At 76.3% G+C, this 26,923-nt stretch carries 18 protein-coding genes; 8 read left to right on the top strand and 10 right to left on the bottom strand.

Annotation, left to right across the window (positions count from 1 at the left end; translation table 11 throughout):
* The first annotated feature begins 47 nt into the window (after positions 1 to 47).
* The 8 genes from glmU (at position 48) to FKM96_RS13935 (ending at position 10,815) form a co-directional block, all read left to right on the top strand.
* Positions 48 to 1,712: a bifunctional UDP-N-acetylglucosamine diphosphorylase/glucosamine-1-phosphate N-acetyltransferase GlmU gene (gene glmU / locus FKM96_RS13900; RefSeq protein ID WP_147795743.1), complete on the top strand. Its 1,665-nt coding sequence runs from the start codon at positions 48 to 50 to the stop codon at positions 1,710 to 1,712.
* The gene (locus FKM96_RS13905; RefSeq protein WP_147795744.1) at positions 1,709 to 2,692 is read left to right on the top strand and encodes a ribose-phosphate diphosphokinase; all 984 of its coding nucleotides are present in this window, start codon (positions 1,709 to 1,711) and stop codon (positions 2,690 to 2,692) included. The genes glmU and FKM96_RS13905 overlap by 4 nt, the downstream gene beginning before the upstream one ends.
* A 302-nt stretch (positions 2,693 to 2,994) precedes the next feature.
* Positions 2,995 to 3,594, top strand: coding sequence for a 50S ribosomal protein L25/general stress protein Ctc (locus FKM96_RS13910; RefSeq protein ID WP_147795745.1), 600 nt, complete (start codon positions 2,995 to 2,997; stop codon positions 3,592 to 3,594).
* Positions 3,595 to 3,703: 109 nt separating this feature from the next.
* Entirely contained in the window at positions 3,704 to 4,321 is a 618-nt protein-coding gene (pth, locus tag FKM96_RS13915; protein WP_147795746.1) for an aminoacyl-tRNA hydrolase, read from the top strand.
* Between the two features lie 570 nt (positions 4,322 to 4,891).
* A complete protein-coding gene (locus FKM96_RS13920) occupies positions 4,892 to 6,538 on the top strand; it encodes a sugar transferase (RefSeq protein ID WP_147795747.1) in 1,647 nt (548 codons plus the stop codon).
* Positions 6,525 to 7,733 carry a glycosyltransferase gene (locus tag FKM96_RS13925; RefSeq protein ID WP_147795748.1) on the top strand — a complete coding sequence of 403 codons (1,209 nt, stop codon included), beginning with the start codon at positions 6,525 to 6,527 and terminating at the stop codon, positions 7,731 to 7,733. The genes FKM96_RS13920 and FKM96_RS13925 overlap by 14 nt, the downstream gene beginning before the upstream one ends.
* Entirely contained in the window at positions 7,730 to 9,607 is a 1,878-nt protein-coding gene (locus tag FKM96_RS13930) for a polysaccharide biosynthesis tyrosine autokinase (RefSeq protein WP_147795749.1), read from the top strand. The genes FKM96_RS13925 and FKM96_RS13930 overlap by 4 nt, the downstream gene beginning before the upstream one ends.
* A complete protein-coding gene (locus FKM96_RS13935) occupies positions 9,604 to 10,815 on the top strand; it encodes a glycosyltransferase (protein WP_147795750.1) in 1,212 nt (403 codons plus the stop codon). The genes FKM96_RS13930 and FKM96_RS13935 overlap by 4 nt, the downstream gene beginning before the upstream one ends.
* On the opposite strand, the gene FKM96_RS13940 is transcribed toward FKM96_RS13935, so the two are convergent.
* Genes FKM96_RS13940 through FKM96_RS13990 form a run of 10 tightly spaced genes read right to left on the bottom strand, consistent with a single transcriptional unit; the run spans position 10,772 to position 26,650 of the window.
* Complete coding sequence (locus FKM96_RS13940; protein ID WP_246854978.1) at positions 10,772 to 12,028, bottom strand: glycosyltransferase; 1,257 nt, start codon at positions 12,026 to 12,028, stop codon at positions 10,772 to 10,774. The genes FKM96_RS13935 and FKM96_RS13940 overlap by 44 nt on opposite strands.
* Positions 12,025 to 13,131, bottom strand: a complete 1,107-nt coding sequence (locus FKM96_RS13945) for a glycosyltransferase family 4 protein (protein ID WP_147795751.1) — start codon at positions 13,129 to 13,131, stop codon at positions 12,025 to 12,027. Before FKM96_RS13945 ends, FKM96_RS13940 begins: the two co-directional genes overlap by 4 nt.
* Positions 13,128 to 16,856 carry a glycosyltransferase gene (locus FKM96_RS21655; protein WP_246854979.1) on the bottom strand — a complete coding sequence of 1,243 codons (3,729 nt, stop codon included), beginning with the start codon at positions 16,854 to 16,856 and terminating at the stop codon, positions 13,128 to 13,130. Before FKM96_RS21655 ends, FKM96_RS13945 begins: the two co-directional genes overlap by 4 nt.
* A 52-nt stretch (positions 16,857 to 16,908) precedes the next feature.
* On the bottom strand, positions 16,909 to 18,138 hold the full coding sequence (locus FKM96_RS13960; protein WP_147795753.1) for a glycosyltransferase family 4 protein: 1,230 nt from the start codon (positions 18,136 to 18,138) through the stop codon (positions 16,909 to 16,911).
* Positions 18,135 to 19,022: a glycosyltransferase family 2 protein gene (locus FKM96_RS13965; protein ID WP_147795754.1), complete on the bottom strand. Its 888-nt coding sequence runs from the start codon at positions 19,020 to 19,022 to the stop codon at positions 18,135 to 18,137. Before FKM96_RS13965 ends, FKM96_RS13960 begins: the two co-directional genes overlap by 4 nt.
* A 40-nt stretch (positions 19,023 to 19,062) precedes the next feature.
* Positions 19,063 to 22,374, bottom strand: a complete 3,312-nt coding sequence (locus tag FKM96_RS13970) for a discoidin domain-containing protein (protein ID WP_147795755.1) — start codon at positions 22,372 to 22,374, stop codon at positions 19,063 to 19,065.
* A gap of 1 nt (position 22,375) precedes the next feature.
* Complete coding sequence (locus FKM96_RS13975; protein ID WP_147795756.1) at positions 22,376 to 23,200, bottom strand: ABC transporter permease; 825 nt, start codon at positions 23,198 to 23,200, stop codon at positions 22,376 to 22,378.
* Positions 23,201 to 23,203: 3 nt separating this feature from the next.
* The gene (locus tag FKM96_RS13980) at positions 23,204 to 24,412 is read right to left on the bottom strand and encodes an ABC transporter ATP-binding protein (RefSeq protein WP_147795757.1); all 1,209 of its coding nucleotides are present in this window, start codon (positions 24,410 to 24,412) and stop codon (positions 23,204 to 23,206) included.
* Positions 24,409 to 25,482 (bottom strand): glycosyltransferase family 4 protein, encoded by a 1,074-nt coding sequence (locus tag FKM96_RS13985; protein WP_147795758.1) that lies wholly within the window; start codon positions 25,480 to 25,482, stop codon positions 24,409 to 24,411. Before FKM96_RS13985 ends, FKM96_RS13980 begins: the two co-directional genes overlap by 4 nt.
* Entirely contained in the window at positions 25,475 to 26,650 is a 1,176-nt protein-coding gene (locus FKM96_RS13990) for a glycoside hydrolase family 99-like domain-containing protein (protein WP_210417277.1), read from the bottom strand. The genes FKM96_RS13985 and FKM96_RS13990 overlap by 8 nt, the downstream gene beginning before the upstream one ends.
* Between the last annotated feature and the right edge of the window lie 273 nt (positions 26,651 to 26,923).

The raw sequence follows: 26,923 nt of genomic DNA on the forward strand, positions 1-26,923 counted from the left end.
TCGCCCCTAGGGTGCGCGGGCAGACCTCTCACAGGGAGCACCCACAGGTGACCACCCCCCGCCCCGCCGCGGTCATCGTCCTCGCCGCAGGCGAGGGAACGCGGATGCGATCCGCCACACCGAAGGTCCTGCACACCCTCGCGGGCCGCTCGATGCTCGGGCACGCGCTCGCGGCCGCCCAGGCGCTCGAGCCGCGGCGCACCGCGGTCGTCGTCCGGCACGAGCGCGAGGCCGTCGCGGCCCACGCCCGCGAGGTCATGCCGCAGGTGCTCGTGGCCGACCAGGACGACGTCCCCGGCACCGGCCGAGCCGTGCAGTGCGCGCTGTCCGTGCTGGACGCCGCCGCGCAGGCCGAGGCCGCGTCGGCCGACGACGGCCCGGGCGAGCCCGGCAGCGCCTCCGGCGTGCTCGTCGAGGGCCCCGTCGTGGTGCTCGCGGGCGACATCCCGCTCCTCGACGGCGAGACGCTCGGCGAGCTGCTCGCCGCGCACGCCGCCGACGGCAACGCGGTGACCGTGCTGACGACCGAGGTCGCGGACCCGACGGGCTACGGCCGCATCCTGCGCGCCGGCCCGGACGCCCCCGACGCGGGCGACGTGCTCGGGATCGTCGAGGAGAAGGACGCCACCGACGCCCAGCGCGCGGTCACCGAGATCAACTCCTCGGTCTACGTCTTCGACGCCGCCGTGCTGCGCGGCGCGTTCGGCCGGCTCGGCCGCGACAACGCGCAGGGCGAGGTCTACCTGACCGACGTGCTCGCGATCGCCCGCGGCGACGGCGGCCGGGTGCGCGCGCTGCGCACCGACGACCCGGTCCTCGTCGAGGGCGTCAACGACCGCGCGCAGCTCGCCGTGCTGCGCGCGGAGCTCAACCGCCGGGTCCTCGACGGCTGGATGCGCGCCGGCGTGACGGTCGTCGACCCGGCCACGACCTGGGTCGACGTCGACGTCGAGCTCGCGCAGGACGTGACGCTGCTCCCCGGGACCCAGCTGCTCGGCGCGACGTCGGTGGCCACCGGCGCCACGGTCGGCCCGGACACCACGCTGCAGGACGTCGAGGTGCACGCCCGTGCCACGGTGGTCCGCACGCACGGCTCGCTGGCCGTGGTCGGCGAGGACGCCACGGTCGGGCCGTTCGCCTACCTGCGCCCCGGCACGGTGCTCGGCGAGCGCGGCAAGATCGGCACGTTCGTCGAGACCAAGAACGCCGAGATCGGCGCCGGGTCCAAGGTGCCGCACCTGTCCTACGTCGGCGACGCCACGATCGGCGTCGAGACGAACATCGGCGCCGCGTCCGTCTTCGTCAACTACGACGGCGTGCGCAAGCACCGCACCACGATCGGCTCCTACGCCCGGACCGGCTCGGACAACATGTTCGTCGCCCCGGTCGAGGTCGGCGACGGCGCGTACACCGGTGCCGGCAGCGTGATCCGGCACGACGTGCCCGCCGGGGCCCTCGCGGTCAGCGCCGGCGCCCAGCGCAACATCGAGGGCTGGGTCGCGCGGTCCCGCCCGGGCACCCCGGCCGCCGAGGCCGCCGCCCGCGCCCGCGGCGAGGACGCCGAGCTGTCGCCGCAGGCCCGTGCCGAGCGCGAGCGCGCCGGCCAGGCGAGCGCCGGCGCCGGCGTGCACCGCACGCCACCCCCCACCCTGCCGGACCACCCGGCCCCGCTGCCCGACGCCCAGCCCAGCACGGAGGACACCGCACGATGACCGGGATCGTCTCGCAGGACGGTGAGAAGCGGCTCGTCCTGGTTTCGGGCCGCGCCCACCCCGAGCTCGCCGCCGCCGTGGCCAAGAGCCTCGACATCGACCTCCTGCCCACCACGGCGTACGACTTCGCGAACGGCGAGATCTACGTCCGGTTCGCCGAGTCGGTGCGCGGCGCGGACGTGTTCGTGCTGCAGAGCCACGCGGCGCCCATCAACCAGTGGCTGATGGAGCAGTTCCTCATGGTCGACGCGCTCAAGCGCGCCTCCGCCAAGACCATCACCGTGATCGCGCCGTTCTACGGCTACGCGCGGCAGGACAAGAAGCACCGCGGCCGCGAGCCGATCTCGGCCCGCCTCATGGCGGACCTGTTCAAGACCGCCGGCGCCGACCGCCTGATGAGCGTCGACCTGCACGCCGCGCAGATCCAGGGCTTCTTCGACGGCCCGGTCGACCACCTGTGGGCCATGCCGATCCTCACCGAGTACGTGCGGACCCGCGTCGACGTGCAGAACGTCACCGTCGTGTCCCCGGACGCCGGCCGCATCCGCGTCGCCGAGCTGTGGGCGCAGAAGCTCGGCGGCGGCCCGCTGGCGTTCGTGCACAAGTCGCGCGACATCCGGCAGCCCAACAAGACGGTCGCCAACCGCGTCGTCGGCGACGTCGAGGGCCGTACCTGCGTGCTGGTCGACGACCTCATCGACACCGCCGGCACGATCGCCGGCGCGGTGCGCGTGCTGCACGAGGCCGGCGCCAAGGACGTCATCGTCGCGGCGACCCACGGCGTGCTGTCCGACCCGGCGATCGACCGCCTGCAGCAGTCGGGCGCGCGCGAGGTCATCATCACGGACACGCTGCCGATCCCGGAGGAGCGCCGGTTCGAGGGCCTCACCGTGCTGTCGATCGCGCCGCTCATCGCCCGCGCGATCCGCGAGGTGTTCGACGACGGCTCGGTGACCAGCCTGTTCGACGGCCAGTCCTGACCCCCGCGCGCGGCGCCCGTCGCCGCGCGCCCGCCCGAGGCCCGCTCGCCCCACGCCGGGGGAGCGGGCCTCGGCGGGTCCCGGGGCCGGCTGCGTGGCCGGCGGCCCGGTTTCGTGCGGGGCGCGGGCCCGGGTAGGATCGACCAGTTGCCTCGGCGAGGGATGTCGGACGGTCACCGGAGAGACCCGGGTCCATCCGGTCCGTGATCGACAGGGTGGAACGCCTCCGCGTGCCCGTCCAGCGCCCCGCGTCGAGGCCACCACCGCTCGCCATCGCCCTTCTCAGCGCCCCAGGAGTCACCGTGTCCGAGATCAAGCTCGCCGCCACCGCCCGTACCGAGTTCGGCAAGGGCGCCGCCCGCCGCCTGCGCCGCGCCCACCAGATCCCGGCCGTCCTGTACGGGCACGGCACCGAGCCGGTCCACGTCGCCCTCCCGGGCCACGAGACCATGCTCGCGGTCAAGGGCGCCGCGAACGCGCTGTTCGAGATCGAGCTCGACGGCAAGCCGGTCCTGGCCCTCGCCAAGGACGTCCAGCGCGACCCGGTCAAGAACATCATCGAGCACGTCGACCTGCTGATCGTCCGCCGTGGCGAGAAGGTCCAGGTCGAGGTCCCCGTGACCGTCGTCGGCGAGTCGGCCCCCGGCACCATCCACATCGTCGAGACCCAGACGCTGACCCTCGAGGCCGAGGCCACGCACCTGCCGGCCCACGTCGAGGTCTCCATCGAGGGCCTCGAGGCCGGCACCGCGCTCACCGCCGGCGCGCTGACCCTGCCGAAGGGCTCCGTGCTCGAGGGCGACGCCGAGCAGGTCGTCGTGACCGTCACGGTCCCGACCGTCTCCGCCGAGGACCGCGCCGCCGACGAGGCCGAGGCCGCCGAGGCCGCTGCCGCGGAGTGACCCACCCGGCGCGCGTGCAGCGCGCCGACCGCGTCGGGACGCCCGGTACCGTGACGGTGCCGGGCGTCCGGCGTTCCTGGTGACGGACGACGGAGGGAGTGGCGCCGCGATGAGCGACGTCTGGCTGGTGGTCGGGCTCGGGAACCCCGGGCCGCAGTACGCCGGGAACCGGCACAACGTCGGGCAGATGGTGCTCGACGAGCTCGCGCGCCGCGGGCAGGCGTCGTTCGGCTCGAAGGGTGGCGTGCTCTCCCGGCGTCCGCAGGCGGCCACCGCGGAGGTGCGGATCGGCACGCTGCCCGGCGGCGCCCCGGGCCCCCGCGCGGTGCTCGCGAAGCCGACCACCTACATGAACACGTCCGGCGGCCCCGTCGCCGCCCTGGCGCGGTACTACGACGTGCCGCCCGAGCGCGTGATCATGGTGCACGACGAGCTCGACATCCCGTTCGGGGAGATCAAGCTGAAGATCGGCGGCGGCGAGGGCGGCCACAACGGCCTGCGCGACACCACCAAGGCGCTCGGCACCAAGGACTACCTGCGGGTGCGCGTCGGCGTCGGCCGGCCGCCGGGGCGGATGGACGCGGCCGACTTCGTGCTGCGCGACTTCGCCAAGCCGGAGCTCAAGGAGCTGCCGCTGCTGCTGGACGACGCGGCGGACGCCGTGGAGATGCTCGTCACCGAGGGCCTGGAGCGCGCGCAGCTCCGGTTCCACACCCGCACCGCGTAGCCGCGCGCCGCCGCGCGCCACCGAGGCCGTCACCCCGCCGGGGGTGGCGGCCTCGCGCGCGTCCCCGCCCCGGTGGCGCCTCCACCGGTCCACCGCGTCCGGCGCGGCGCCCGCCCTCCGCGGCCGTGCTGGTGGCGTCGCCCGCCCCGCGCCGCGGCCGCGCCGCCGAGCGAGCAGCCGACGCGTCGAGCGAGCAGCCGGCGACTACTCGCTCGACGCGTCGATTGCTTGCTCGACGCACGCCCCGGTCCGTCGTGCGCGGCGTCCGGGCGCTCGGGCGCTGGCCGGGGCCGGGGCCGGGGCCGGCGGGTCTGCGCGGGCGGGTGAACCGCGCCGCCGCCGGCCCGCCGCGCGCCCCGCGTCGGCGCTGGTCAGCGGGGTTCGCGCTGGTCAGCACCACCCGCCCCGGGCACCCCCGGAGGGGGCCGTTCGGGGGTGTTCGTGCACGTCAGGGGGGCTGCGCTCGCCCATACGGGTGTGAAAGGGGTGAAAACGGACACTTCGGGCGGACTAGGACAAACACGCTGATATAGCCTCAACTCACACCAAAGCCGCCCGGGGGGATCCGACATGAGTCTGCTCGACGATCACGACGTCTCGCGCTCCACGCAGCGCGACGTCGCGGCACCGGGCACGGCGGCACCGAGCGGCACGACGGCCCCCGAGGGCGCCGCCGAGCGCCCCGCGGAGCAGCCCGCCGCGGACGAGGCCGCCGCCGAGCGCACCCCGGCCGAGCACGCCGCCGCCGAGCGCCGCCGCGACACCCGCGGCCCCCGGCTGTCCTGGGCGTCCGACCGCCCGTTCCACGAGCCGCTGGGCCACGCCGCGCCCTCGGGCTGGCGCGGCTCGCACGCCGCCTACCAGGTCGAGACCCTGGCCCGGGACGTCGTCCTGGCCACCTGCGTGCCCACGCTGCTGCTGTTCCTCATGCACGGCGTCACGCTGCTCCAGCTGTCCTGGGGCCTGATGATCGGCCTGCTCTACATCGCGTTCGTCGCGGTGGAGCGCGGCTACGACCGCCAGGTGATCGGCGACGGCCACCAGGAGTTCGAGGCCGTGATCCGCGGCGGCGTGCTCACCGCGGCCGCCCTCGCGGTGTTCGCGGTCGGCGCGGACGTGGACGTGCCCCGCACGATCGTGTTCCTCGCGCTGCCGCTCGTCGCGGTGCTGCTGCTCGGCGCCCGTCACCTGGCGCGCCGGTCGCTGCACAAGCGTCGCGCCCAGGGCGAGTCGATGCGCCGCACCCTGGTGGTCGGTGACGCCTCCTCGATCACGCACGTGGTCGACGACCTGTGCGGGCTGCCGCAGTACGGCTACAACATCGCCGGCGTGTGCGTGCCCTCGTTCGACGGCCCGCTGCCCGCGCTGGGCGTCCCGGTGCTCGGCACGGTGTCGGACGTCGTGCAGGTCGCGGTCGACGGCGAGTTCGACGTCGTGATCGTCACCGGCTCCGAGCTGTCGGGGCAGGCGCTGCGCCGGCTGTCCTGGGCGCTGCAGCGGACCGACACCGAGCTGGTCGTCGCCCCGGGCATCGTCGAGGTCTTCGGCCCGCGCGTGACGCTGGAGCCGACGGCCGGGCTGTCGCTGATCCACGTGAACGCCGCCGAGTCGCGCCGGTCCCGGATCCTCGCGAAGCGCGCGTTCGACACGGCGTTCGCGCTCGGCGCGCTGCTCGTGCTGTCGCCGGTGCTGGCCGCCACGGCCCTCGCGGTGAAGCTCACCAGCCCCGGTCCGGTGCTGTTCAAGCAGACCCGGGTCGGCAAGGAGGGCCGCGAGTTCTCCATGCTGAAGTTCCGGAGCATGGTGGTCGACGCCGAGGAGCGGCTGGCCGCGCTGCGCGCCGCGAACGAGGCCGACGGCCCGCTGTTCAAGATGGACCGCGACCCCCGGATCACCCGCATCGGCCACTTCCTGCGCAAGCACTCGCTCGACGAGCTGCCGCAGCTGATCAACGTGGTCAAGGGCGAGATGGCGCTCGTCGGCCCGCGCCCGCCGCTGCCCTACGAGGTGGCCCAGTACCGGGAGTCCGCGCGCCGCCGCCTGCTGGTGAAGCCCGGCCTCACGGGCCTGTGGCAGATCAGCGGCCGCGCCGACCTCGCGTGGGAGGAGGCGGTCAAGCTGGACCTCCGGTACGTGGAGAACTGGTCGATCGCCTTCGACCTGATGATCCTGTGGCGCACCGTGCACGTCGTCGTGAGCGGTCATGGCGGTCGGTGACGGGGTCGCGCTGGCGCACGACTACGCCACGCAGCGCGGCGGCGCGGAGCGCGTCGCCCTGGTGATGGCGGACGCGTTCCCCGGTGCCCCCCTCTACACGACGCTGTACGACCCGGCCGCGACCTTCCCGGAGTTCGCGCCGCTGGACGTGCGGACCAGCCCGATCGACCGGTTCGGCGTGCTGCGCCGGCACCACCGGCTCGCGCTGCCGCTGCTCGCCCCGGCCGTGGGCGCGACGCCGATCGAGGCGGACGTGCTGCTGGCCTCGTCGACGGGCTGGGCGCACGGGTTCCCGACCACCGGCCGGAAGGTCGTGTACTGCCACGCCCCGGCGCGCTGGCTCTACCAGTCGGACCGGTACCTCGGCCCGTCGCGGCAGGGCGGCTCGGGCCACGCCCCCGGCGGGACCCAGCGCCGGCTCGCGGCGGCGGCCCTCGGGCTGCTCGCCCCGGCGCTGCGGTCGTGGGACCGGCGCGCCGCGGCGACCGCCGACCGCTACCTGGCGAACTCGACGGTCACCGCCCGCGCGATCCGCGAGGTCTACGGCATCGAGGCGGAGATCGTGCCGCCGCCGCCCGCCATGCTGCCGGGCGGCGCCGAGACCCCGGTCGCGGGCGTCGAGCCCGGGTTCCTGCTGTGCGTGGCGCGGCTGCTGCCGTACAAGAACGTGGACGTCGTGATCGAGGCCGTGCGGCGCACCCCGGGTGCGCGGCTGGTCGTGGTCGGCGACGGCCCGGAGCGCGCCGCGCTCGAGCACCGCGTGCGCGACCTGCCGCGCGTGCACCTGGCCGGCCGGGTCGACGACGCGCGCCTGCGCTGGCTCTACCGGAACAGCGCCGCCCTGGTCGCCGCCTCGTACGAGGACTACGGCCTGTCCCCGCTGGAGGCCGCCGCCTTCGGCCGCCCGTCCGTCGTGCTGCGCGACGGCGGGTACCTCGACACCGTCCGCGACGGCGTCACCGGGGAGTTCTTCGACGCCCCCGACCCCGACCTGGTGGCCGAGGCCGCCGGTCGCGCGCTGGCCCGCACCTGGGACCCCTCGGTGCTGACCGCGCACGCCGACGACTTCGCCGCGGAGCGGTTCGTCGAGCGGCTGCACCGCGTCGTGCGCGAGGAGCGCGCGGCCGGGCGGTCCGCCGGACCCGAGCGGCCCGACCCCGCAGAACCTGTGCTGACCGAGAGGCGATCCCGATGACCCTGCAGGACATGTTCCGGACCATCTGGTTCGGCAAGTGGCTGGTGCTGGTGTCCGTGCTCGCCGCGCTCGGCGGCGCGTACCTGTACGTGTCCCGCCAGGAGCCGCAGTACGCGAGCACGGCGACGGTGCAGATCGTCGACGCCGAGACGCTGGCCGCGGCCGGCGTGCGGCTGGAGAGCGACCCGAGCCTGGTGACGAGCGACGCCGTGACGGCCGCCGCGGCGGAGGACCTCGGCGACGCCGACCTGGCGGACGGCCTCGCCGCGTCGTCGTCGGCGGAGTACGCCACGGACAACCCGAGCAACGTCATCATCACCGAGACCGGCCCCGACGCGGACGCGACGGTGGACCGTGCCAACGCGATCGCCACGGCGTACGTCGCGGCGCTGCAGGCGCAGTTCGACGACGACCTCGCGTCGATGCAGGAGCGGCTGAGCACCCTCGCCACCAGCATCGACCAGCAGCAGAAGGCCATCACGGAGGCCCGGCGCGCGGCGGCCGCGGCGACGGCGGCGACGAACCCGAACGCCCAGGTCGACCCGGTGGACGGCCTGCTCGAGGCGCAGTACTCGACCACGATGGACCAGTACCAGACGCTGTCCGGCCAGCTCACCCAGGCCCAGCTGCTGGCCTCGCCCGCGAGCATCCTGCAGAACGCCGTCGGCAGCACGCTGGTGAGCATCCCGGGCAGCCTGGTCTACGCGATCGCGGCCCTGGCCGGCCTGCTCGTCGGCATCGGCCTCGCGGTGGTCCGCCGCGGCCTGGACACCAAGGTCCGCACGTCCGGCCAGGCGCGCCGCTCGGCCGGCGCCCCGGTGCTGGCGCGGCTCTCGGGCACCGGAGTCGCCCTCAAGTCGGCCGAGGCGGAGGGCACCCTGCCGGTCGCCCGCCGGGAGGCGACGGCGTACACCCGGTCGATCCGCGAGCTCCGCACCGCGCTCCAGGCCGCGGTCGAGAACGACTCCGGCAGCGCCGTGATCGTCGTGACCGCCGCGGACGTCGAGACCCCGCGGTCGTTCCTGGCCGCGAACCTGGCGGCGTCCTGGGCCCTGTCGGGCCGGAGCGTGGTCGTGCTGTCCGGCGACCTGCGCCAGCCGCGGCTCAACGCGCTGCTGCCGGCCGACGCCGACGCGCCCGTGCGCACCGGCCGGGCCGGCGGCCGCGCCCGCACCGCCGCGCTGCCGACGGCGATCCCGCACCTGTCGGTGCACCCCGCGCTGCAGACGGAGCTGGACCCGGCCGACTTCCTGGCCTCGTCCGACGTCCGCGCCCTCGTGGAGCAGCTCCGGGCCACCGCCGACGTCGTCATCATCGACGCCCCGCCGATGCTGGTCGCGGCCGACGCGACGATCCTCGGCTCGTACGCCGACGGCGTGCTGCTCGCGGTGACGCTGGGCCACACGCACGTCGGCGCGGTCGAGGAGTCCGCGGAGCGCCTGCGGGCCGCGAACGCCGCGCTGCTCGGCCTGTCGGTCGACGGCACGACCGAGCGCAGCGAGGCGACCTACGAGGCGACGTACGCGTTCGCCGGGGCCGAGGAGTCCGCGGAGGCGGACGCCGAGGACGCCGCGGGCGAGCGCGCCGCGGACGGGCCCGCCGACCCGGCTGCGACGGCGGCGGAGCCGCCCGCCGAGGCCGAGCACGCCGCCGAGGCCGAGCACGCCGCCGAGGCCGAGACCGGCGACGACGTGCCCGGGCCCCGCGGCGACGGTCAGCACCGCGCCGACGACACCGACGACGCGCAGCCCTCCGGGGACGAGCGTGCAGCCGACCGGCCCGCGCGCGCGGACGCGGACGCCGAGGCCGACGCCGACGCCGACGCCGACCGCCCCGCCGAGGACCGCGCGCCGGTCGCCGCCGAGTCGAAGTGACCGCGGCCCCCGCACCGGACGCCGCCCCGCGCCCGGTGCGGGTGGTCGTCCTCGACCACACCGCCCAGCTCGGCGGCGCGGAGCTGGCGCTGCTGCGCACGGTCCGTGCGCTCGACCCGGCCGCGGTCGAGGTCACCGTCGTGCTGTTCGCCGACGGGCCCCTGGCCGGGCGGCTGCGGGACGCCGGGGTCGCGGTCCGGGTCCTGCACCTGGACCCCCGGATCGCGCAGACCGACCGCGCGGCCGCCGGCCGGTCCGCCGTCGGCGCGGCCCGCTCGGCGGCCGCGACCCTGCCGTTCGTGGCGCGGCTCGCCCGGCTGCTCCGGGACCTGCAGCCCGACGTCGTGCACACGACGTCCCTCAAGGCGGACGTCCTGGGCCTGCCCGCCGCCCGGCTCGCCCGCCGCCCGCTCGTCTGGCACGTGCACGACCGGATCGCCGAGGACTACCTGCCGGCGCCGGTCGCCCGGGTGCTGCGGGTGCTGGCGCGCCGCGGGCCCCGGCACGTCGTCGTGAACTCGCACGCCACCGCGCGCACGCTGCTGCCGCTGCCGCGCGGCTGGACGCTCGCGTACCCCGGCCTCGCGCCGGAGCAGGTCGCCGCCGACCCGGCCGCCCGCCCCGCACCCGCCACCCCCGTGATCGGGCTGGTCGGCCGGGTGAGCCCGACGAAGGGCCAGCGCGAGTTCGTGGCCGCCGCCGCGCTGCTCGCCGAGCGGTTCCCCGACGCCCGGTTCCGGGTGGTCGGCGCCGCGCTGTTCGAGGAGCAGGCGTACGAGGTCGAGCTGCGCGCGCAGGTCGCGGCGCTGGGTCTCACCGACAGGGTCGAGCTGACCGGCTGGGTCGCGGACCCCGTCGGGGAGATCGACCGCCTGTCGGTCCTGGTGCACGCCTCGCCGGTGCCGGAGCCGTTCGGCCAGGTCGTCGTCGAGGGCATGGCCCGTGGCGTGCCGGTGGTCGCGACCGCGGGCGGCGGCGTGGACGAGATCGCCGTGGCGGCCGACGGCACGCCGCGGTGCCTCGTGGTGGCGCCGCGGGACGTGCCGGCGCTGGCCGAGGCCGTCGCGCGGGTGCTGGACCGCCCGGAGGAGGCGGCGGCGCGCGCGGACCGCGCGTGGAAGGACGTGCAGGCGGACTACGCGGTCGCCCGCACGGCCGAGCGGCTCACCGCGGTGTGGCGGCGGGTCGCGAGGCCCGCACGCGGCTGAGCACCGCCTGCATCTCGCGCACCCGGTCCGACCAGCGCGGCACGTCCGCCGGCGCCGGCCCGATCCCGTCCGGGCGGCCCTCCGCGAGCACCCGCACGACGGCGTCGGCGAGGTTCTGCGGCGAGGCCGTGGTCACGCGGTCCGCGGGCTGGTCCCGGAACCCCGCGACCGGGGTGGCGACGACGGGCCGGCCGACGGCCAGGTACTCGTAGAGCTTGATCGGGTCCAGCGAGTCGGTGAACCCGTCGACCACGTGCGGCACGAGCAGGACGCCGGCGTGCTGCAGGTACCCGGGCACCAGCGCCGCCGGGCGCGGGCCCAGCACCAGGGCGCCGGCGGCGTCCAGCCGGGTCAGGTCCAGCGGGTCGAGCAGCGCGGGGCCGACGAGGACGAGGCGCGCTCCGGTCGCCCGCAGGTGGGTGGCGACCCGCAGGCAGGCCTCCACGTCCAGGCGGTCCGGGTGCATCGTCCCGACGTACACCGCGTACGGCCCGTCCGGCAGGTCCGCGGGGCGCGGCTGCGGCGTGCGGTAGGCGTCGACGTCGACGGCGTTGGTCAGCAGCGTGACCGGGCGGTCGGCGCCCTTGGCCCGCGCGAGGGCGGGGGAGCACACGACGACCTCGGCGCACCGCTCGACGAGCAGGTCCTCCGCCGCGCGGGTCCGCGCGAGCTCGGCGGGCTCGCGCACGGCCCGCAGCCAGTCGTCGGTCACGTCGTACAGCGACCGCCAGCCGGTGGCGCGGAGCACCGCGGCGCCGTCGGGGTCGTTCACCCAGAGCACGGGGTCGGGCATGCCGAGCCGGCGCGCCACCCGGGCGACGGTGCGCGCGCGGCGGTCGTCGCCCGCCGGGTCGAGGCGCCGGGGCAGCCACTTGGTGGGTCGGTACGCCCAGGCGCGGCCCTCGGGGGCGCCGTCGTCCGGCCCCAGCGCGCGCAGCCGCCGGCCGAACGTCGGGGACGCGCCGCGCCGCAGGTCGTGCAGGTGGTCGACCGGCGGCTCGACGAACAGCACCCGCAGGCCGGGGTCGGCCGCGAGCAGCCCGGCGACCAGGTGCTGGTTGCGGCGCCACACCTCGTCCCACGGCTCGAGGGAGAGCACGACGAGGTCGCGGCGGTCGCCGGCGGCCGCGGTGCCGCCGGGGCGGGCCGCGGGGTCCGCGGCCGCGTCGGGGCCCACCGCGGGGCCCGCCGCGTCCCGGGTCCCGGCGCTCACCGGGCGGCCTCGGGGGCGGCGGGCGTCGAGGCCGCGGCGGGCGCCGTCGTGGCGACGAGCGGGGCGCCCAGCGCCGCCGCGTACACCGCCGCGATCCCGTCCGCGTGCGTCTCCGGCCCGAACCGGCGCTGCTGCAGCGCCCGCAGCTCCTCGCCGTAGGCGGCGCGGCGCTCGGGGTCGCGGGCGAGCCGGGCGAGCGCGGCGCCCGCGGCCTCGACGTCGTCCGGCGGCACGAGCACGGCGCCGTCGGCGGCCCCGACCGTCTCGGAGTGCCCGCCGCCGCGGCCGGCGACCACGGGGGTGCCGTGCGCCATCGCCTCGACGGCGGACAGGCCGTACGGCTCGTCGCCGCGCGGCGCGAAGAAGATCCCGGCGGTGGCCAGCAGCGCGGGCACGTCGGCGCGCATGCCGAGGAACCGCACGGACCCGCCGAGGCCCAGCGAGGCCGCCAGCGCCTCCAGCTCGGGGCGCAGGGCGCCGTCGCCCGCCAGGTGCAGCTCCCAGCCCTCGGCGGCCAGGCCGGAGGCGGCCCACATCCGCAGGGCGACGTCGGTGCGCTTCTCGGCCTCGAGCCGCTGCGCCATCAGCACCACGGGGCGGCGGTCCGGCTCCGCGCCGGTGCGCGGGACCACCGGGACGCCGGGGTGCACGACGGTCGACGGGCCCTCCACGCGATCGGCCACGAACGCGCTGATCGCGACCTGCGCGGCGATCCGCGGCGCGACGAACCGGCCGACGGCGCGGCCCACCGCGGACGACCCGCGGCGGTCGGCGAAGTGCCGGGTCGCGACCACCGGCGCGCGCGCCGCGGCGGTCGCGGCGAGCTCGGCGGCGGTCATGTGCGCGTGCACGAGCCGGGCGTCCAACCCGCGCAGCGCGCGGGCGGCGCGCAGCGGGGTGGGCGCGGGGGACCAGCGGACGCCGGAGCCCGCGAGCTCGGCGGGCATCCGGTCCGCGGCCCCGCCGAGGACGTGCACCCGCAGGCCGCGGGCGTCCTGGGTGCGGGCGAGCGTCGTGACGTAGCGCTCCACGCCGGCGAAGGCGTCGGTGCACACGACGTGCACGACGTCGGGGGGCGCCGCGGGGGCGCCGGGCGCGGTCACGAGGGCTCCCGGTGGCCGACGGGCAGCGCGGGGCGGCGGCGGCGCGGCCGACCGCCGACGACGGCCTCGCGCAGGTGCCGGGCGCGCCGGCCGGCGGGGCTGTCGGACGGGCCGGGGGTGCTCCGGGACGACGGGGGCGGCGGCGGTCCGAGCACCGCGGGCTCGTCCTCGACCTCCCCGGAGCGCTGCGCGTGCGCCTGCGCGCCGAGGCAGATGCCGGCGATGACGAACGGGATCGACACCTGGGCCGCTACCCAGAACAGGTCGAACTGACCCTGCACGAACCGCATGAGCACCAGGACGAACGCGAGGGTGCCGTACCGGGAGTCGACCCGCCAGAGGACGACCAGGATCGCCAGGAACATCACGAGGAACCCGACGAGCCCGACGATGCCGCCGGACGACAGCATCTCGAACTCGGCGTTCGGAGGCTGGAAGTTCTCCTCGAACCGGTCGGTGTACCACCAGCGCAGGCCGGCGCCGAACCACGGGTACTGCTCCCAGATCAGCAGCGACTGCCGGAACCAGGTCAGCCGCTGGTAGGCGGAGTTGTACTGGTTGCCGGACTCGAGCTGGTCCTGCACGAGCGTGCCGATGACGACCGCGGCGCCGGCGATGGCGAGCAGCACGACCTTCGAGCGGTGCCGGTGCGGGTCGGGCCGCAGCGCGACGACGGCGATGGCGACGGCCAGGCCGATGAGCGCCTGCCGGGACTGCGCCACGAGGATGCCGGCGAGGAACAGCCCGAACAGGCCGAGGCAGATCAGGTCGTTCCACCGCAGCCACCGCGGCCGGGTGTAGACGATGATCGCCGCGAACGCCAGCACGCACCCGATGTAGTTCTTGTGCATGAGCAGCGGCTCGTTGAGGTACACCGGCCCGAAGTTCCCGGACGCCGCGTTCACGGCGAACTGGCCCAGGGCGGCGAGGGCGACGACGCCGGAGCCGCCGACGTACAGGCCCAGCGCGAGCCGCGCGTGCCCGGCGGCGCCGATCGCCCAGCCGACGAGGAGCGCGCCGCCGACCAGCAGCCACTCGTGGAACCACTCGACGGCGTTCGCGACGTAGGGGTTGGCGATGACGGTGAACAGCACCGTGGCCTGGTAGAACGCCGACGCCCACAGCACGTTGCGCATGGGCCGGGTCAGCGGGCGCCGGCCGAACAGCAGCGCCGGCCAGAACGCGGCGAACAGCACGAAGTCCGAGACCGACAGCGCCCCGCCGACCCGGTTGACCAGGAGCAGCAGCGGCATGCCGAGCACGGGCAGCGCCATCGGCATCCGGAGCGTGAGGCCGACGACCAGCACCACCGCGGCGACGCCGAGGGCCAGCACCGGCTGGGTGGAGGTGGCCGCGCCGACGACGAGGGCGGTGGCGACGAGCGCACCCCCGGCCAGCGCGCGGCGGCCGGCGGTGGTGCGGGGGAGACGCTCGGCGAGCGCGCCGGAGACCGCGACGCGGTGCGGGCGGACGCCGGGGGCGAGCTCGGGGGCGGGCGCCGCGGCGCGGGGCACGGCGGGCGGGGTCGTGGTCGTCACGCGGCGGCCTCCCGGTCGGCGGTCTCGGGGGTCGTGCCGGCGTCTGCGGCGTGCGCGGTGCGCACGGGGGCGGGCGGGACCGGGGGCGCGGGGGCCGGCCGCGGGGTGCGCGGGTCGCCCAGCGCCGCCTCGGCCCGCAGCGGGCCGCGCAGGTAGAGCCGCAGCCGCAGCCGTGCGGCGGCGCCGCGGTCGCCGGGGAGCAGCGCGCGCGGCACCGCGCCGAGCGCGACGGCCGCGCGGGCCGACGCCCAGCCCGCCGCGCCGTGGTGCGTCCGGAAGTACCGCTCCTGGGACGCGTGGAAGTGCGTCTCGCGCCGGGTCGGGTCGGTGCTGGTGCCGGCGCCGACGTGGCCGGCGAGCACGTCCTCGACCACGGCCGAGCGCCAGCCGGCGTCGTGCGCGCGGCGCTGCCAGTCGGTCTCCTCGGAGTACAGGAAGAACCGCTCGTCGAACCCGCCGACCGCGGCCAGCGCCTCGGCGCGGAGCAGCAGCACGGAGCCGATCACGAAGCCGTCGGCGGTCTCCGGGACGCCGAGGCCCGCGGCCTGGCCGCCACGCGGCGGCCGGCGTCGGGAACGGCCAGCGCACCCGGGCCGGGGCGCCGTCGTCGTCCACCTGCGCGGGGCCGACGGCGGCCAGACCCGCGTCGGCGCGCAGCGCGCGGTGCAGGGTCCGCACGCCGGCCAGGTCGACCCGGGCGTCCGGGTTGAGCAGCAGCACGTCCGCGCCGGGGCGCGCGCTGCGCACCCCGAGGTTCACGGCGGCGGCGAACCCGAGGTTGGCGCCGGGGTCGAGGTAGCGCGCCCCGGCGTCCTCGGCGACGCGCCGGACCTCGGGGTCGCCGGAGTTGTCGACGACGGTCACGCGCAGCGCGCCGGCCACGGGCGCGAGCGCCCGCGCGAGCAGCTCGGCGGCCCCGTACGCGACGACGACCACCTCGGGGTCGTCCTCGCCGGCGCCGCGCTCGCCGAGATCGGCGGTCCCGCTCGAGATCGGTGCGTGGAACCGCCGATCTCGGGGTGAACCACCGATGTCGCCGCGTCCGGCACCCGCGACGACCTCGCGGTACATCGCCTCGTACCGCTCGGCGATCGCCGCCCAGGTGTACTCGCCCGCGCGCTCCGTGCCCGCCGCGCGCATGCGCGCCGCCCGGCCCGGCTCGTCCACGACCGCCACGAGGGCGGCGGCCAGCGCCGCGGCGTCGCCCGGGGGCATCAGGGTGCCGGCCCCGCCGACGACGTCGCGCAGCGCCCCGCTGTCGGAGGCCACCACGGGCACGCCCGCGGCCATCGCCTCGACCGCGACCCGGCCGAACTGCTCCAGCCAGCCGGGCGTCGGCACGGACGGGACCGCGAGCACGTCGAGCCCCCGGTAGAACGCGGCCAGCGCCTCCCCGGACAGGTGCCCGTGGAACGTCACCCGGCCCGCCAGCGCGGGCGTCGCGGCCCGAGCGCGCAGCGCGGCCTCGTGCGGGCCGGCCCCGGCGATCGCCACGGTGATCCGCGGGTCCGCCTCGGCGGCGTCGAGCAGCACGTCGAGCCCCTTGTGCGGGTGCAGGAGGCGGCCGACGTAGCCGGTGCGTGCGGGGGCGGCCGCACCGACTACGCCGGCGTCCGTGGGGGTGCCCTCGTCGGCACCCGGGGTGGCGGCGTCGGCGGACCCGGCCGCCTCCGCCGCCTCGACGCCGAGCCCGACGACGTGCGCCGGGGCGCTGAGCCCCTTGGCACGCAGCACGTCGCCGGCCTCGGCGTTGCACACGCTGACCGCGCCGGCCCCGCGCAGGGCCCGGCGCTCCCACCAGCGGAACGGCACGGGGTAGCGCTTGGCGATGTTCTGCGCGGAGTAGAGCACGTAGGGGACGCGCGACCGGCGCAGCGCCCGGAGCAGCAGCACCTCGGCCGTGGCCAGCGCGGCAGGCTCCTCGTGCAGGTCGAGCACGTCCCAGTCCCCGCCGAGCGCGCGCCAGATCGGCCGCGGGTCGTAGAGGAACACGTTCGGGTGGCGGCCGATCGTGCGCACGCCGACGACGTCCTCGCCCGGCTGCGGCTCCAGGTCGACGTCCCGGCCGCCCTCCTCCCAGGTGCGCGCGCTGAGCGTCCGCACCGTCAGGCCGCGGGCGCGCAGGGCGGCCTCGCGCCCGCGCCACGCCGTGACGACGGCGCTGTGGGACACCCGGAGCACGCGCATGGGGACCATCGTGCCGGTCACCTCCACAAATCGGACATCTGGTGCAAAAGGTTCACCCGACCGGCGTGGGTGAAACACCCGCCACCTCGGTGAGCACGGCGTCCAGCCGCCCGCGCGCCCAGGCCCAGTCGTGGGTCCGCGCCCAGGACCGGCAGCGCGACCCGATCCGGCGGCGCAGCGCCTCGTCGTCGGCGAGGGCCTCGAGCGCCGCGGCGAGCTCCGCAGGGTCGTCCGGGCGCACCAGCACGCCGGCGTCGCCCGCGACCTCGGGGATGCCGCCGATCGCCGACGCCACGACGGGGACCCCGCTGGCCATGCCCTCCATGACGGTGAGCGCGAACGGCTCCGCCCACCGCGAGGGCACGACCACGACGTCCGCGTCCCGGTACACCGCGGCCACCTCGGCGCGCGGGGTGAACGGCAGCAGCCGCACCCGGTCGCCCAGCGCGGCGGCCTTCGCGCGCAGGTCCCGCTCGTACGGCGACGGGGCCGCGCCCGCGTCGAAGTTCTGCGAGCCGACCAGCGTCAGCTCGACGTCGTCCCGGCCGAGCCGTGCGACCGCGTCCAGGACCACGTCCGCGCCCTTGTCCGGGATCATCCGGCCGACGAACAGCACCCGCAGCCGCTCGCCGCGCCCCGGGTCCGGGCGCGGCACGAACCGGGTGGTGTCGACGCCGTTCGGCACGACCCGGAGCCGGTCGCGCAGCCGCGCGGGCAGGTGCGCCGCGGTCTGGTCGGCGAGGGCGCCGCTGACGCACACGATCGCGGCGGCCCGGCCGAGCACCCGGTCGGCCTCGCGCGGGCTGTAGGTGCGCAGCAGCAGGTTGTGCGCGTACAGCACGGCCGCGTGGCGCTCGTGCACCAGCGGGACCAGCTGCGGGGCGTTGTGCGCGAGCACCACGCCGGGCGCCCACGCCTCCTGGTCGCCCAGCGTCGGGCGCAGCGTGCGCCGCACGCCCGGGCGTGCGAGCCCGAGCCGCCCGGCCAGCGCGTCGAGGTAGCGGTCCGCCGGGCGCGCGGTGGCGAGCGGGTAGCCCACCGGGTCCGCGCTGGCGTACCGGTCGGGGTACGTGCCGTCCGCGACGACGACCCGGGGCCGCGGGGCCGCGCCCGCCGGGAGTGCCGCGCAGAGCCCGTCGACGACCGTCGGGATGGCCGACCCGGTGCGCGGGGAGAAGTGGTCGCCGGGGGTGAGGACGTGCACCTCGGGCACGCGCGCGGCCGCGCCGGCGTCGCCGCCGCCCGACCCGCCCGTCCCGCCGGACCCGCCGGACGCGCTCACCGGCGCCGGCTCCGCGGCTCGAGCCCGAGGGCCGCCCACACGTCGGCGGCCGGCCCGCGCCAGCGCGGGATCGTCCACGCCACGGGGATCGTCGCCAGCGCGCGCGCCTTCTCCGCGGCGGGCACGTCCGAGGCGAGCACGCCCTGGGCGAGCTCGACGCTGACCTTCGTGTGCGGGAACGCGAACCGCACCGACGCGGACGGGGCGTGCCAGGCGACCTGCGCCTGCCCCTGCTGGGAGAACTGCTCGCTGTGCCGGCGCTGCAGGAACAGCTGCTCGGGCACCAGCTGGAACGGCCCCTGGCAGGCGAGCTCGGCCAGGATCACCAGGTCGTTCCCGACCGTCGGCCGGATGCCCCGGGTGCGGCGCAGCGCGTCCGTGCGGTGCAGGCCGTAGAACAGGTGCGCCGCCTGCGCCCGCAGGAAGTGGCCCATCCGCTCGTGCGGCGTCGGCTCGTCGCACGCGAGGTCGGCGTCGTTCAGGTCCTCGGTGACGATCCCGCCCGCGTCGATGATCTGCGTGCGCGGGTACACCAGGACGGTCGCCGGGTCGGACTCGGCGAACACCTCCAGGCAGCGCCGGACGAACGCCGGGCGCCGGACGTCGTCGGCGGCGGCCCAGGTGAAGTACGGGGCGGTCGCCAGCGACAGCACGTGGTTGAAGTTGAACCGCCCGCCCCGGTTCTCCGGCAGCCGGACGTACCGGATGCGGTCGTCCTCGGCCGCCGCGGCGCGGCAGATCTCCTCGGTGGCGTCGGTCGAGGCGTTGTCCGAGATCACGATCTCGAGGTCGGCCTCGTCCTGCTCCCGCACCGAGTCGAGCGCGGCGGGCAGGTACTTCTCGCCGTTGTAGACGGGCATGCCCACGGTGGCCCTGGGGCTCATCGTCGTCGTCCCTCCTGGGAGCGGGTGGCGGTCGGGTCGGTCATGCGGCGGGTCCGTAGGCGGCGAGCCGCACCAGCGACACGGGCCAGGTCGGCTCGGGCCGCACGGGCTCCCACGCGGGCAGCAGCCCGCCGGACTGGCCGGAGTAGTTCACGTCGGGGACGGTGATCCCCCGGGTGGTGGTCGAGGGCACCTGCACCCGGACCGCCGTGACGGTGCGGGGCTCGAAGGTCACCGACGTGGTGCGGGCCAGGAACAGCCCGTCCTGCCGGCCGACCTCGTGCCACGCGCCGTCCTCGTCCTGCACCTCGACGGTGTACGCCCGGACCCCCGAGGTGCAGCACCGGATGCCGGCGCTCTCGACGACCACCCGGTCGACGGTGGCGGGCGTCGCCAGGTCGACCTGCACCCACGGGCTGTCGTCCGGGCCGTCCTCGGTGCGGGCCCCGGCGCGCCACGGGTTCGCGCCCGCGCCGCCCTCGGCGACCAGGTCGGCCGGGTCGGTGCCGTCGGTGCTGGAGCTCGCCGTCACCGTGCCGTCGGCCAGCAGGTCGGTGCCCGCGTCGGCGTCCGGGGCGACGGCGAGCGCGGCGTCCGCGGTGAGGAACACCGGCGAGCCGGTGACCGGCAGCGGGGTCGGCTCGCCGGCGGCCAGGTCGACCGTCCGGGCGCCGCCGTAGACGTCCGTCACGGTGACGGTGGTCGCGGCGTCTGCCGTCACCAGCGCCGTGGTCACCTCGTCCTGCGTCCAGACCGCGAGCAGCGGGTCGTCCCGGGTGCCCGCGGGGGCCGGGTTGCCCGCGGCCGAGGGCGCGCCGGTCGCCGGGCCGAACGCCATGGCGTGCAGCGCCGGGTCGCCGGTGTCGAGCAGGTCGGGCGCCCCGCGGCCGTCCAGGACCCCGGACACCGCGGCCATCGCCAGCGCACCGGGCTTCACGAACGAGCCCAGCTGCACGAGCGACCAGGTGAAGCCGCCCTCGCCCCAGCCGCCCTCGCTGAAGAAGTACATCCACTCGTCCACCCCGAGCTCGCGCATCCACAGCAGGGAGCGGGCCACGTCGTAGGCCTGCGCCCAGTGGTTCGCCGGGCCGTCCGACCACCAGCCGGACTCGGTGTCCCAGACGGGGACGTCGTCGCCGCACGCCGCGAGCACCTCGCGCAGCGCGGTGATCTGCCCGATCGGGCCGTCGGCGCCCTCCTCGTCCCAGGACCGGTTGAACCCGGTGTAGGGGTGGATCCCGACGACGTCCATCGACGCGCAGCCGCCGGCGTCGACCACCTGCTGGTACCAGGGCACGACGACGTTCAGCGCGTTGCCGCCGACGACCCGGGCCTGCGGGTCGGCCCCGCGCACGGCGTCGGCGAACGGCGCGAGCACCTGCGTGGCGTAGGCGGCGCCGTCGCCGAAGCCGGTGTTGTTCGGCTCGTTCCACGGGGCCCAGAGGTGCAGGTCGGGCGCGCCGGCGCGCAGCGCGTCCGCGATCACCCCGACCCAGGCCCCCCAGGTGCCGTCGGCGACGGCCTCGGCCTCCGCCTCCCCGCCCTGGCCGACCTGCACGTAGAGCTGCACGTCCGAGTCGGCGGCCAGGGTCGCGGCGGCGTCGATCCCCGCGAACGGGTCGCCGTCCTCCGCGCCGGGCAGCGCCGCCAGGTCCAGCCCGGCCGCCGACGGGGTGGCCGTCACGTCCGGCACCAGCCGGCCGAAGTCGAGCTGCACCCGGTGGCTGCCGAGCCCGAGCTGCGCCGCGAGCTGGACGCCGCGCAGCGGGCCGGGCCCGCCCCAGTCGGCGCCCTCGGCCAGCGAGGCCGGGTCGTAGGTCGCGCCCTCCCCGCCGACGGCGTAGCGCAGGCAGGTGGCGGTGCGGACCGCGCCGGTGGCCTTCTCGACCAGGGTGGCGTGCACCTCGTACGGGCCGGGCCGGGCCGCCGGCAGGTCGAGCGGCACCTCCCCGCCGTCGGCCGGGATCGCCACCGTGCCGGACGTCGCCTCGACGGGCGGGTCCAGCCAGGGGTCGCCGGTCACCTCGTAGCGGAGCTCGTAGGCGTCGGCGAGCGCGCCCCACGACGGCGCGAACGCGGCGTGCACCGCGGGCGTCGTCCCGGGCCCGAAGTAGTCGTCCACCGCCTCCGTGCCCAGCCCCGCGCCGAAGCCGAGCAGGTCGAGCGACGACGCGTGGTTCACGTCCCAGACGATCGGGGCGTCGAGCAGCAGGTCCAGGTCCGCGTCCTCGACGCGGGACAGCTGCAGGCCGCCGCCCTCCTCGCGGGGGGAGGCGAAGTAGACGGCGTCGCCGCCGCGCACGAACGGCGTCAGGTCGGCGAACCGGAAGGTCGAGCCCTGGCCCTCGCCGGACAGCGACTGGCGCCGCCACACGCCGTCGGGGCCGACCTCGAGCAGCCGCCAGGTCGGCCCGGCCACGAGCAGCCCGCCGTCCGCGGCCGTGGCGACCCCGGTCGGGTGGTCCAGGCCCGGCGCGCCGCCGTTCGACGCCCCGGACAGCGGACCCTCGATCCGCAGCCCCGGGGTGCCGTCCGCCGCGTACCGCACGAGCGCGATCGACGACGACTGGTCGTCGGCGTCGCTCATCAGCACGAGCGAGCCGTCGTCCTGCGGGTAGAACCGGGGGTAGGAGCCCCACTCGAGCTCCGGGCCGTCACCGTCCACGGTGCCGTCGGCGCGCAGCAGCGCCAGCCGGTGCGAGTCGGCGAGCACGACGGTCGCGAGCACGCCCGAGCGGCCCGCGGTCCAGCCGAGCACCGCCCGGACGTCGCCGCGGTCGAGCGCCGCGAGGTCCCAGGTGGTGCTCGGGTCGGCCGAGCCCGCGGCCCACAGCGCCACGGTCGTGCCGCCGGCCGAGCCGTCGGTGGCCAGGACGCCGCCGTCGGTCGTCAGGGCGAAGCTGCCGGGCGCGTCGTCGCCGCCGTCGACCACGACGGGCGTGCCGGCCTTCCCGTCGGACGTCCAGCGGCTGATCGTCGTGGTGCCGCCGTCGCGCTGCAGCGCGGCCACGTGGTCGCCGGTGGCCGCGAGCTGGAGCGGCACCGCGTCGCCCAGGTCGGCGAGGTCCTGCACGTCCGCGACCGGGGCGTCGGCGGCCAGCGCGGCGTACCGGTCGGGGTCGGCGACCCCGCACATCCGCGCCGCGGGGTCGCCCGCGGTCGGCGCTCTGGCCACGGCGCCGTCGCCGGTGCCGGGCTGCTGCGCGGCGAGCTGCCACACCCCGATCCCGGCCGAGGCGCCGAGGACCGCGGTCAGGCCCAGGACCACGCCGCGGCGGCCCCACCGGCGGCGGGGGGCCGGGGCGGGGGCGCCGGCGGGCGGGTCGACCGGCGGGACGGCGGGCGCGGCCACGTCAGATCACGTCCGCGAAGCCGCGTTCCATCTTCGAGAAGATCAGCGCGCCGCCGACGAACACCGCGACGCTCACCCCCGCCGTCGCGGCCATCTGCCACGTCGCGGGCTCCGCGAGGCCGAGCAGCGACCACCGGAAGCCCTCGAGGATCCAGGTCAGCGGGTTGATGTCGAACAGCCAGCGGATGCCCTCGCCGACCTCGCTCAGCGAGTAGGCGAGCGGGCTGGCGTACAGCAGGGTCTGCAGCGCGAACGGCACCACGTAGGCGATGTCGCGGAACTTCACCATGAGCGCCGAGGCGGCCATGCCGAGCCCGGAGCCCAGCAGGATCACCGCCAGGATCCACAGCGGCAGCGTGAGCAGGGCCCAGGTGATCGGGATGTCGTACCAGATGATCAGCCCGACCATCAGCACGCCCGCCACCAGGAAGTCCACCAGCACCGACAGAACCGAGGACAGCGGGACGAGCAGCCGCGGGAAGAACACCTTCGACACCAGCGCCTGGTTGTTCACCAGCGACGGCGCGGCCCGTGACACGATCCCGTTGAACAGCGTCCACGCGAGCATGCCGGTGAACGAGAACACGAAGTACGGGACGCCGTCGCTGGACAGGTCGGCGATCTGCCCGAACACGATCGAGAAGATGCCGGCGCTCAGCAGCGGCTGCAGGACCACCCAGATGACGCCGAGGGCGGTCTGCCGGTAGCGCAGCTTGAGGTCGCGGATGCCGAACCGGGTGAAGACCTCGCGGGCCTCCCACATCTCGCGCCACGCCGGCAGCGGCAGGCGCCCGGGCGGGTTGATGACAGTCGTGCGCGTGGCCATCGCTCAGCGCCTCTCGTAGTCGAAGTCGGCGAGGACGAGGCCCGCGTCGAGCCCCTCGTCGGAGACCGCCTGCGGGTAGGGCAGCACCGGGTGGATCTCGAACCGGCCGGCGCCCTCGAACGAGTCGAGCACCCCGGAGGAGCACACGAACAGGTCGACGGTGTACTCGCCGGGCTTGAGCCAGGGCTCCTTGATGGTGAGCGCGATCTTCTGCTCCTGCGCCGGGTCCAGCCACAGGCCGCTGACCCGGGAGTCGCACTGCAGGATCGTCGTGCCGTGCCGGTCGTTGATGTGGCAGGACACGAAGTACTTGCCGATGTAGTCGGCGTTGGCCGAGACCAGGAACTCGATGGTCTTCGGCTCGGTGGTCTTGTACAGCGGGCTGGACACGGTCGCGGAGGTGATCCGGACCTCGCCGGTGCCGGGCCGGCGGTCGATGTCGGTCTGGCTGATCGCGACCCGGTCCCGGCTGGTCTGGTAGAGCTCGATCGCGTCGTCGACCGTGCCGTGCATGACGAGCTTCCCGTGCTCCAGGAAGATCGCCGAGCTGCACAGCGTCTTGACGGTCTGCACCTGGTGCGACACGTACAGCACGGTGCGGCCCTCGGATGCGACGGTGCGCATCCGGTCGAGGCACTTGGCCTGGAACTCGGCGTCGCCCACCGCGAGCACCTCGTCGACCGCGAGGATCTCGGTGTCGAGGTGCGCGGCGACCGCGAACGCGAGCCGGACGTACATGCCGGAGGAGTAGCGCTTCACCGGGGTGTCGAGGAACTTCTCGACGCCGGAGAACGCCACGATCTCGTCGAAGCGCTGCTTGATCTCGCTCTTGCGCATCCCGAGCAGGGTGCCGTTGAGGAACACGTTCTCGCGGCCGGTGAGCTCCGGGTGGAAGCCGGTGCCGACCTCCAGCAGCGAGCCGACCCGGCCCGCGAGCTCGATGCGGCCCCGGGTGGGCGCCGCGACGCGGGTCAGCAGCTTGAGCAGGGTCGACTTGCCGGCGCCGTTGCGGCCCAGGATGCCGACGGCCTCGCCGCGAGGGATCTCGAAGCTCACCTCGTCGAGGGCGCGGAACTCCTCGTACTGCGCGCGCTGCAGCGGGTGCCGCAGACGCTGCAGCACCGCCTCGGCGGCCGTGGACGGGGCGTCGTCGGAGGTGGCGATCCGGTACGACTTCCCGACCCCGGCGGCCCGGATGGCGACATCGGTCATGACTGGTCTCCGTGCTGCTGGGGGGTCGTGTACAGGCGCTCGTACGCGTCGGCGACGGCGGTGAGCGAGAAGGCGCGGGACCGCTCGAGGCCCGCGGCGGACAGCGCCGCGCGGCGCGGGGCGTCGAGCAGCACGTCGGCCAGCGCGGTGCCCAGGTCGTCCAGGTCGGCGAGCACCGCGGCGCGGCCCTCGTCGGAGACGTACCGGGCGCCGACGTTCGGGGTGGCGACGACCGGAAGGCCGCTGGCCATCGCCTCGGCGTACGGGATGCCGAAGCCCTCGTAGGACGACGGCAGGCAGAACACCCAGGCGCGGCGGTAGGCGTCGGCCAGGTCCTCGTCGGACAGCCGGCCGAGCACCCTGACGCCGGGCCCGGGGTCGGCGGGGGCGTCCCGCGTGACCATCCACAGCTCGGCCTCCGGCACCCGCGGCAGCACGTCCCGGGCGAACGCCGCCGCCAGGTCCTTGCCGCGCTTGCGGCCGTGCCAGGTGCCGACGAACAGCACCACCGGGTGGTCCGCGCGGCCCGCGGCGTCGCCCGGGGTGAACCGTGCGGTGTCGACGCCGTTCGGGATGACGTCGTGCGACCGCGGCACCCAGCGGCGGGTCTGCGGGGACACCACGACGACCCGGTCGGCGACGACGGACGCGAGCACCTCGGTCATGCCGAGCAGCAGCATCCGGAGCTTCTCCTTGGCTCCGCGGATGTGCCGCGCCTCCTCGAAGCAGGAGCCGTGCACCGTGCGGACGTGCAGCGGCGCGCGCCGGCGCCACAGCCAGTAGTCGTCGCCGTGCGCGTGCAGCACGTCGTAGCCCGTGAAGTCCTGCTTGCGCAGGTCGGTCGCGAACCGGAACGTGCGCAGCGAGCCGGCCATCGCGACGTGCCGGTGGCCGTAGGTCGCGCCGGGGACGGGCGGGCAGTCGCTGAACATGTCGACGTGGTGGCCGCGGCGCGCCAGCTCGGTGGCGAGCTCGTGGGCCTGGAAGCCCACGCCGATCTTGCTGCCCGACGGGAGGTAGTAGGACAGCATCGCGATGCGCAGCGGGGCCGCGGTGGTGGCCTCACCCATGCGCGACGCCGTCCGACGGGGCGGGTGCCGCGAGGGGGTGCGGCGTGAGCACCCGGGCCGGCTCCGTGGCGAGCGTGCTCGTCCCGGTCAGGCCGGCGCGCAGCGCCTCGAGCCACGCGTGCCCGTGCTCCAGGTCGGGCTCGAGGTAGTTGCCCTCGGCCCACTCGTTCCAGGACTTGACCCACAGCAGCCGCTCCTCGGGCCGGCGGTCCGCCAGGGTGTCGACGGCCTGGCGCACGTGCCGGCCGAACAGCTCGGGGGAGGAGCCGGTGACCACGACGGCGCGCGAGCCCGAGCGCGGGGAGTTGTCCCAGTTCGGGTAGACGCACGGCTGCAGGCGGTCGGAGATGCCGGCGGGCGCGGGCTCGAAGTCGGGTGCGTGCGGGAAGATCTCGGGCTTCCCGAGCTTCCGGCCCAGCCGCATCCGCAGCACGTCGGCGCGGGTCTGCCGGGCGGGGATCCGCATGTAGACGCCGGCGTCGAAGCCGGCCGCGTCCACGTCGGTGTACTTGGGGCCGCGGCCGAGCAGGTCGGACACCTCGGCGACGAGGTAGAGCCCGGGCAGGCCGGCCGCGCGGGCCATCGCCTGCCAGCGGTCGACGAACGCCGCGGCGTCCGGCAGGTCCTCCGGCCGGAACACGTAGAACACGGGGCGGTCGTCCACCCGCAGGTAGCGCTCGTCGCGGAACGCGGGCAGCAGGGAGTCGAAGTGCGCCTGCTCGTCCTCGGGCCCCGGGTACGTCTGCTCCATCAGGACGCGGTCACTGGCGCCGTGCCAGATGCCGCTCCAGGTCTGGTTGGCCCAGGCGAGGCAGAACTTCACCGACGGGGCGCCGGAGGCGAGCACCTCGGTGAACGGGCGCTCGAGGATCCGCCGGCCGCCGCCGAACCAGTAGTGCCAGTACACGAACGCCTCGACGCCGTACCGCTGCGCGAGGTCGCTCTGCGCCTCGCGCGCCTCGGGCATCCGCAGGTCGTAGAACCCGAGGTCCGCCGGGATGTGGGGCTGCACGTGCCCGCGGAACAGCGGCCGGGCCTTCGCGGTGTTCGTCCACTCGGTGAAGCCGGGGCCCCACCACGCGTCGTTCTCCGGCACCGGGTGGAACTGCGGCAGGTAGAACGTGACGGCGCGGGCGCGCAGGTCCGTGCTGCTGTCGGTGGACGGCACGGTCCCCCCTCTCCTGGTGGTCCTGGGTGGCCGGGGGGACGGGTCGTCGTCCCCAGGCCCGTTCCTGCTGCGATGAAGCCTATGAGTAGATTTGTCCGGTTTGTCCGCCGACCCCGGGTGAAGCCGCTGGCATCCGGGTGATCCGCCGCCGGCGCCGCGGGCGCCGCCGTCCGCGCCGCGGGCGCGCTCGGCCTCCGCCTTCCGGCCCCGCCCACCCCGATCGGAGGAGGCTGCGCCGGAAGGCGGAGGTCGCGCGCGTCCCCACCCCTTTCT

It is taken from the genome of Cellulomonas sp. Y8 (genome assembly GCF_008033115.1).
Lineage (GTDB): Bacteria > Actinomycetota > Actinomycetes > Actinomycetales > Cellulomonadaceae > Cellulomonas.

What these genes read in the sequence shown, in the direction of transcription:
- FKM96_RS13975 (WP_147795756.1), bottom strand. Translation starts at nt 23,200, where the DNA reads ATGGCCACGCGCACGACTGTCATCAACCCGCCCGGGCGCCTGCCGCTG.
- FKM96_RS13930 (WP_147795749.1), top strand. Translation starts at nt 7,730, where the DNA reads ATGACCCTGCAGGACATGTTCCGGACCATCTGGTTCGGCAAGTGGCTG.
- FKM96_RS13965 (WP_147795754.1), bottom strand. Translation starts at nt 19,022, where the DNA reads ATGAGCCCCAGGGCCACCGTGGGCATGCCCGTCTACAACGGCGAGAAG.
- FKM96_RS13985 (WP_147795758.1), bottom strand. Translation starts at nt 25,482, where the DNA reads ATGGGTGAGGCCACCACCGCGGCCCCGCTGCGCATCGCGATGCTGTCC.
- FKM96_RS13925 (WP_147795748.1), top strand. Translation starts at nt 6,525, where the DNA reads ATGGCGGTCGGTGACGGGGTCGCGCTGGCGCACGACTACGCCACGCAG.
- FKM96_RS13980 (WP_147795757.1), bottom strand. Translation starts at nt 24,412, where the DNA reads ATGACCGATGTCGCCATCCGGGCCGCCGGGGTCGGGAAGTCGTACCGG.
- FKM96_RS13905 (WP_147795744.1), top strand. Translation starts at nt 1,709, where the DNA reads ATGACCGGGATCGTCTCGCAGGACGGTGAGAAGCGGCTCGTCCTGGTT.
- pth (WP_147795746.1), top strand. Translation starts at nt 3,704, where the DNA reads ATGAGCGACGTCTGGCTGGTGGTCGGGCTCGGGAACCCCGGGCCGCAG.
- FKM96_RS13920 (WP_147795747.1), top strand. Translation starts at nt 4,892, where the DNA reads ATGAGTCTGCTCGACGATCACGACGTCTCGCGCTCCACGCAGCGCGAC.
- FKM96_RS21655 (WP_246854979.1), bottom strand. Translation starts at nt 16,856, where the DNA reads ATGCGCGTGCTCCGGGTGTCCCACAGCGCCGTCGTCACGGCGTGGCGC.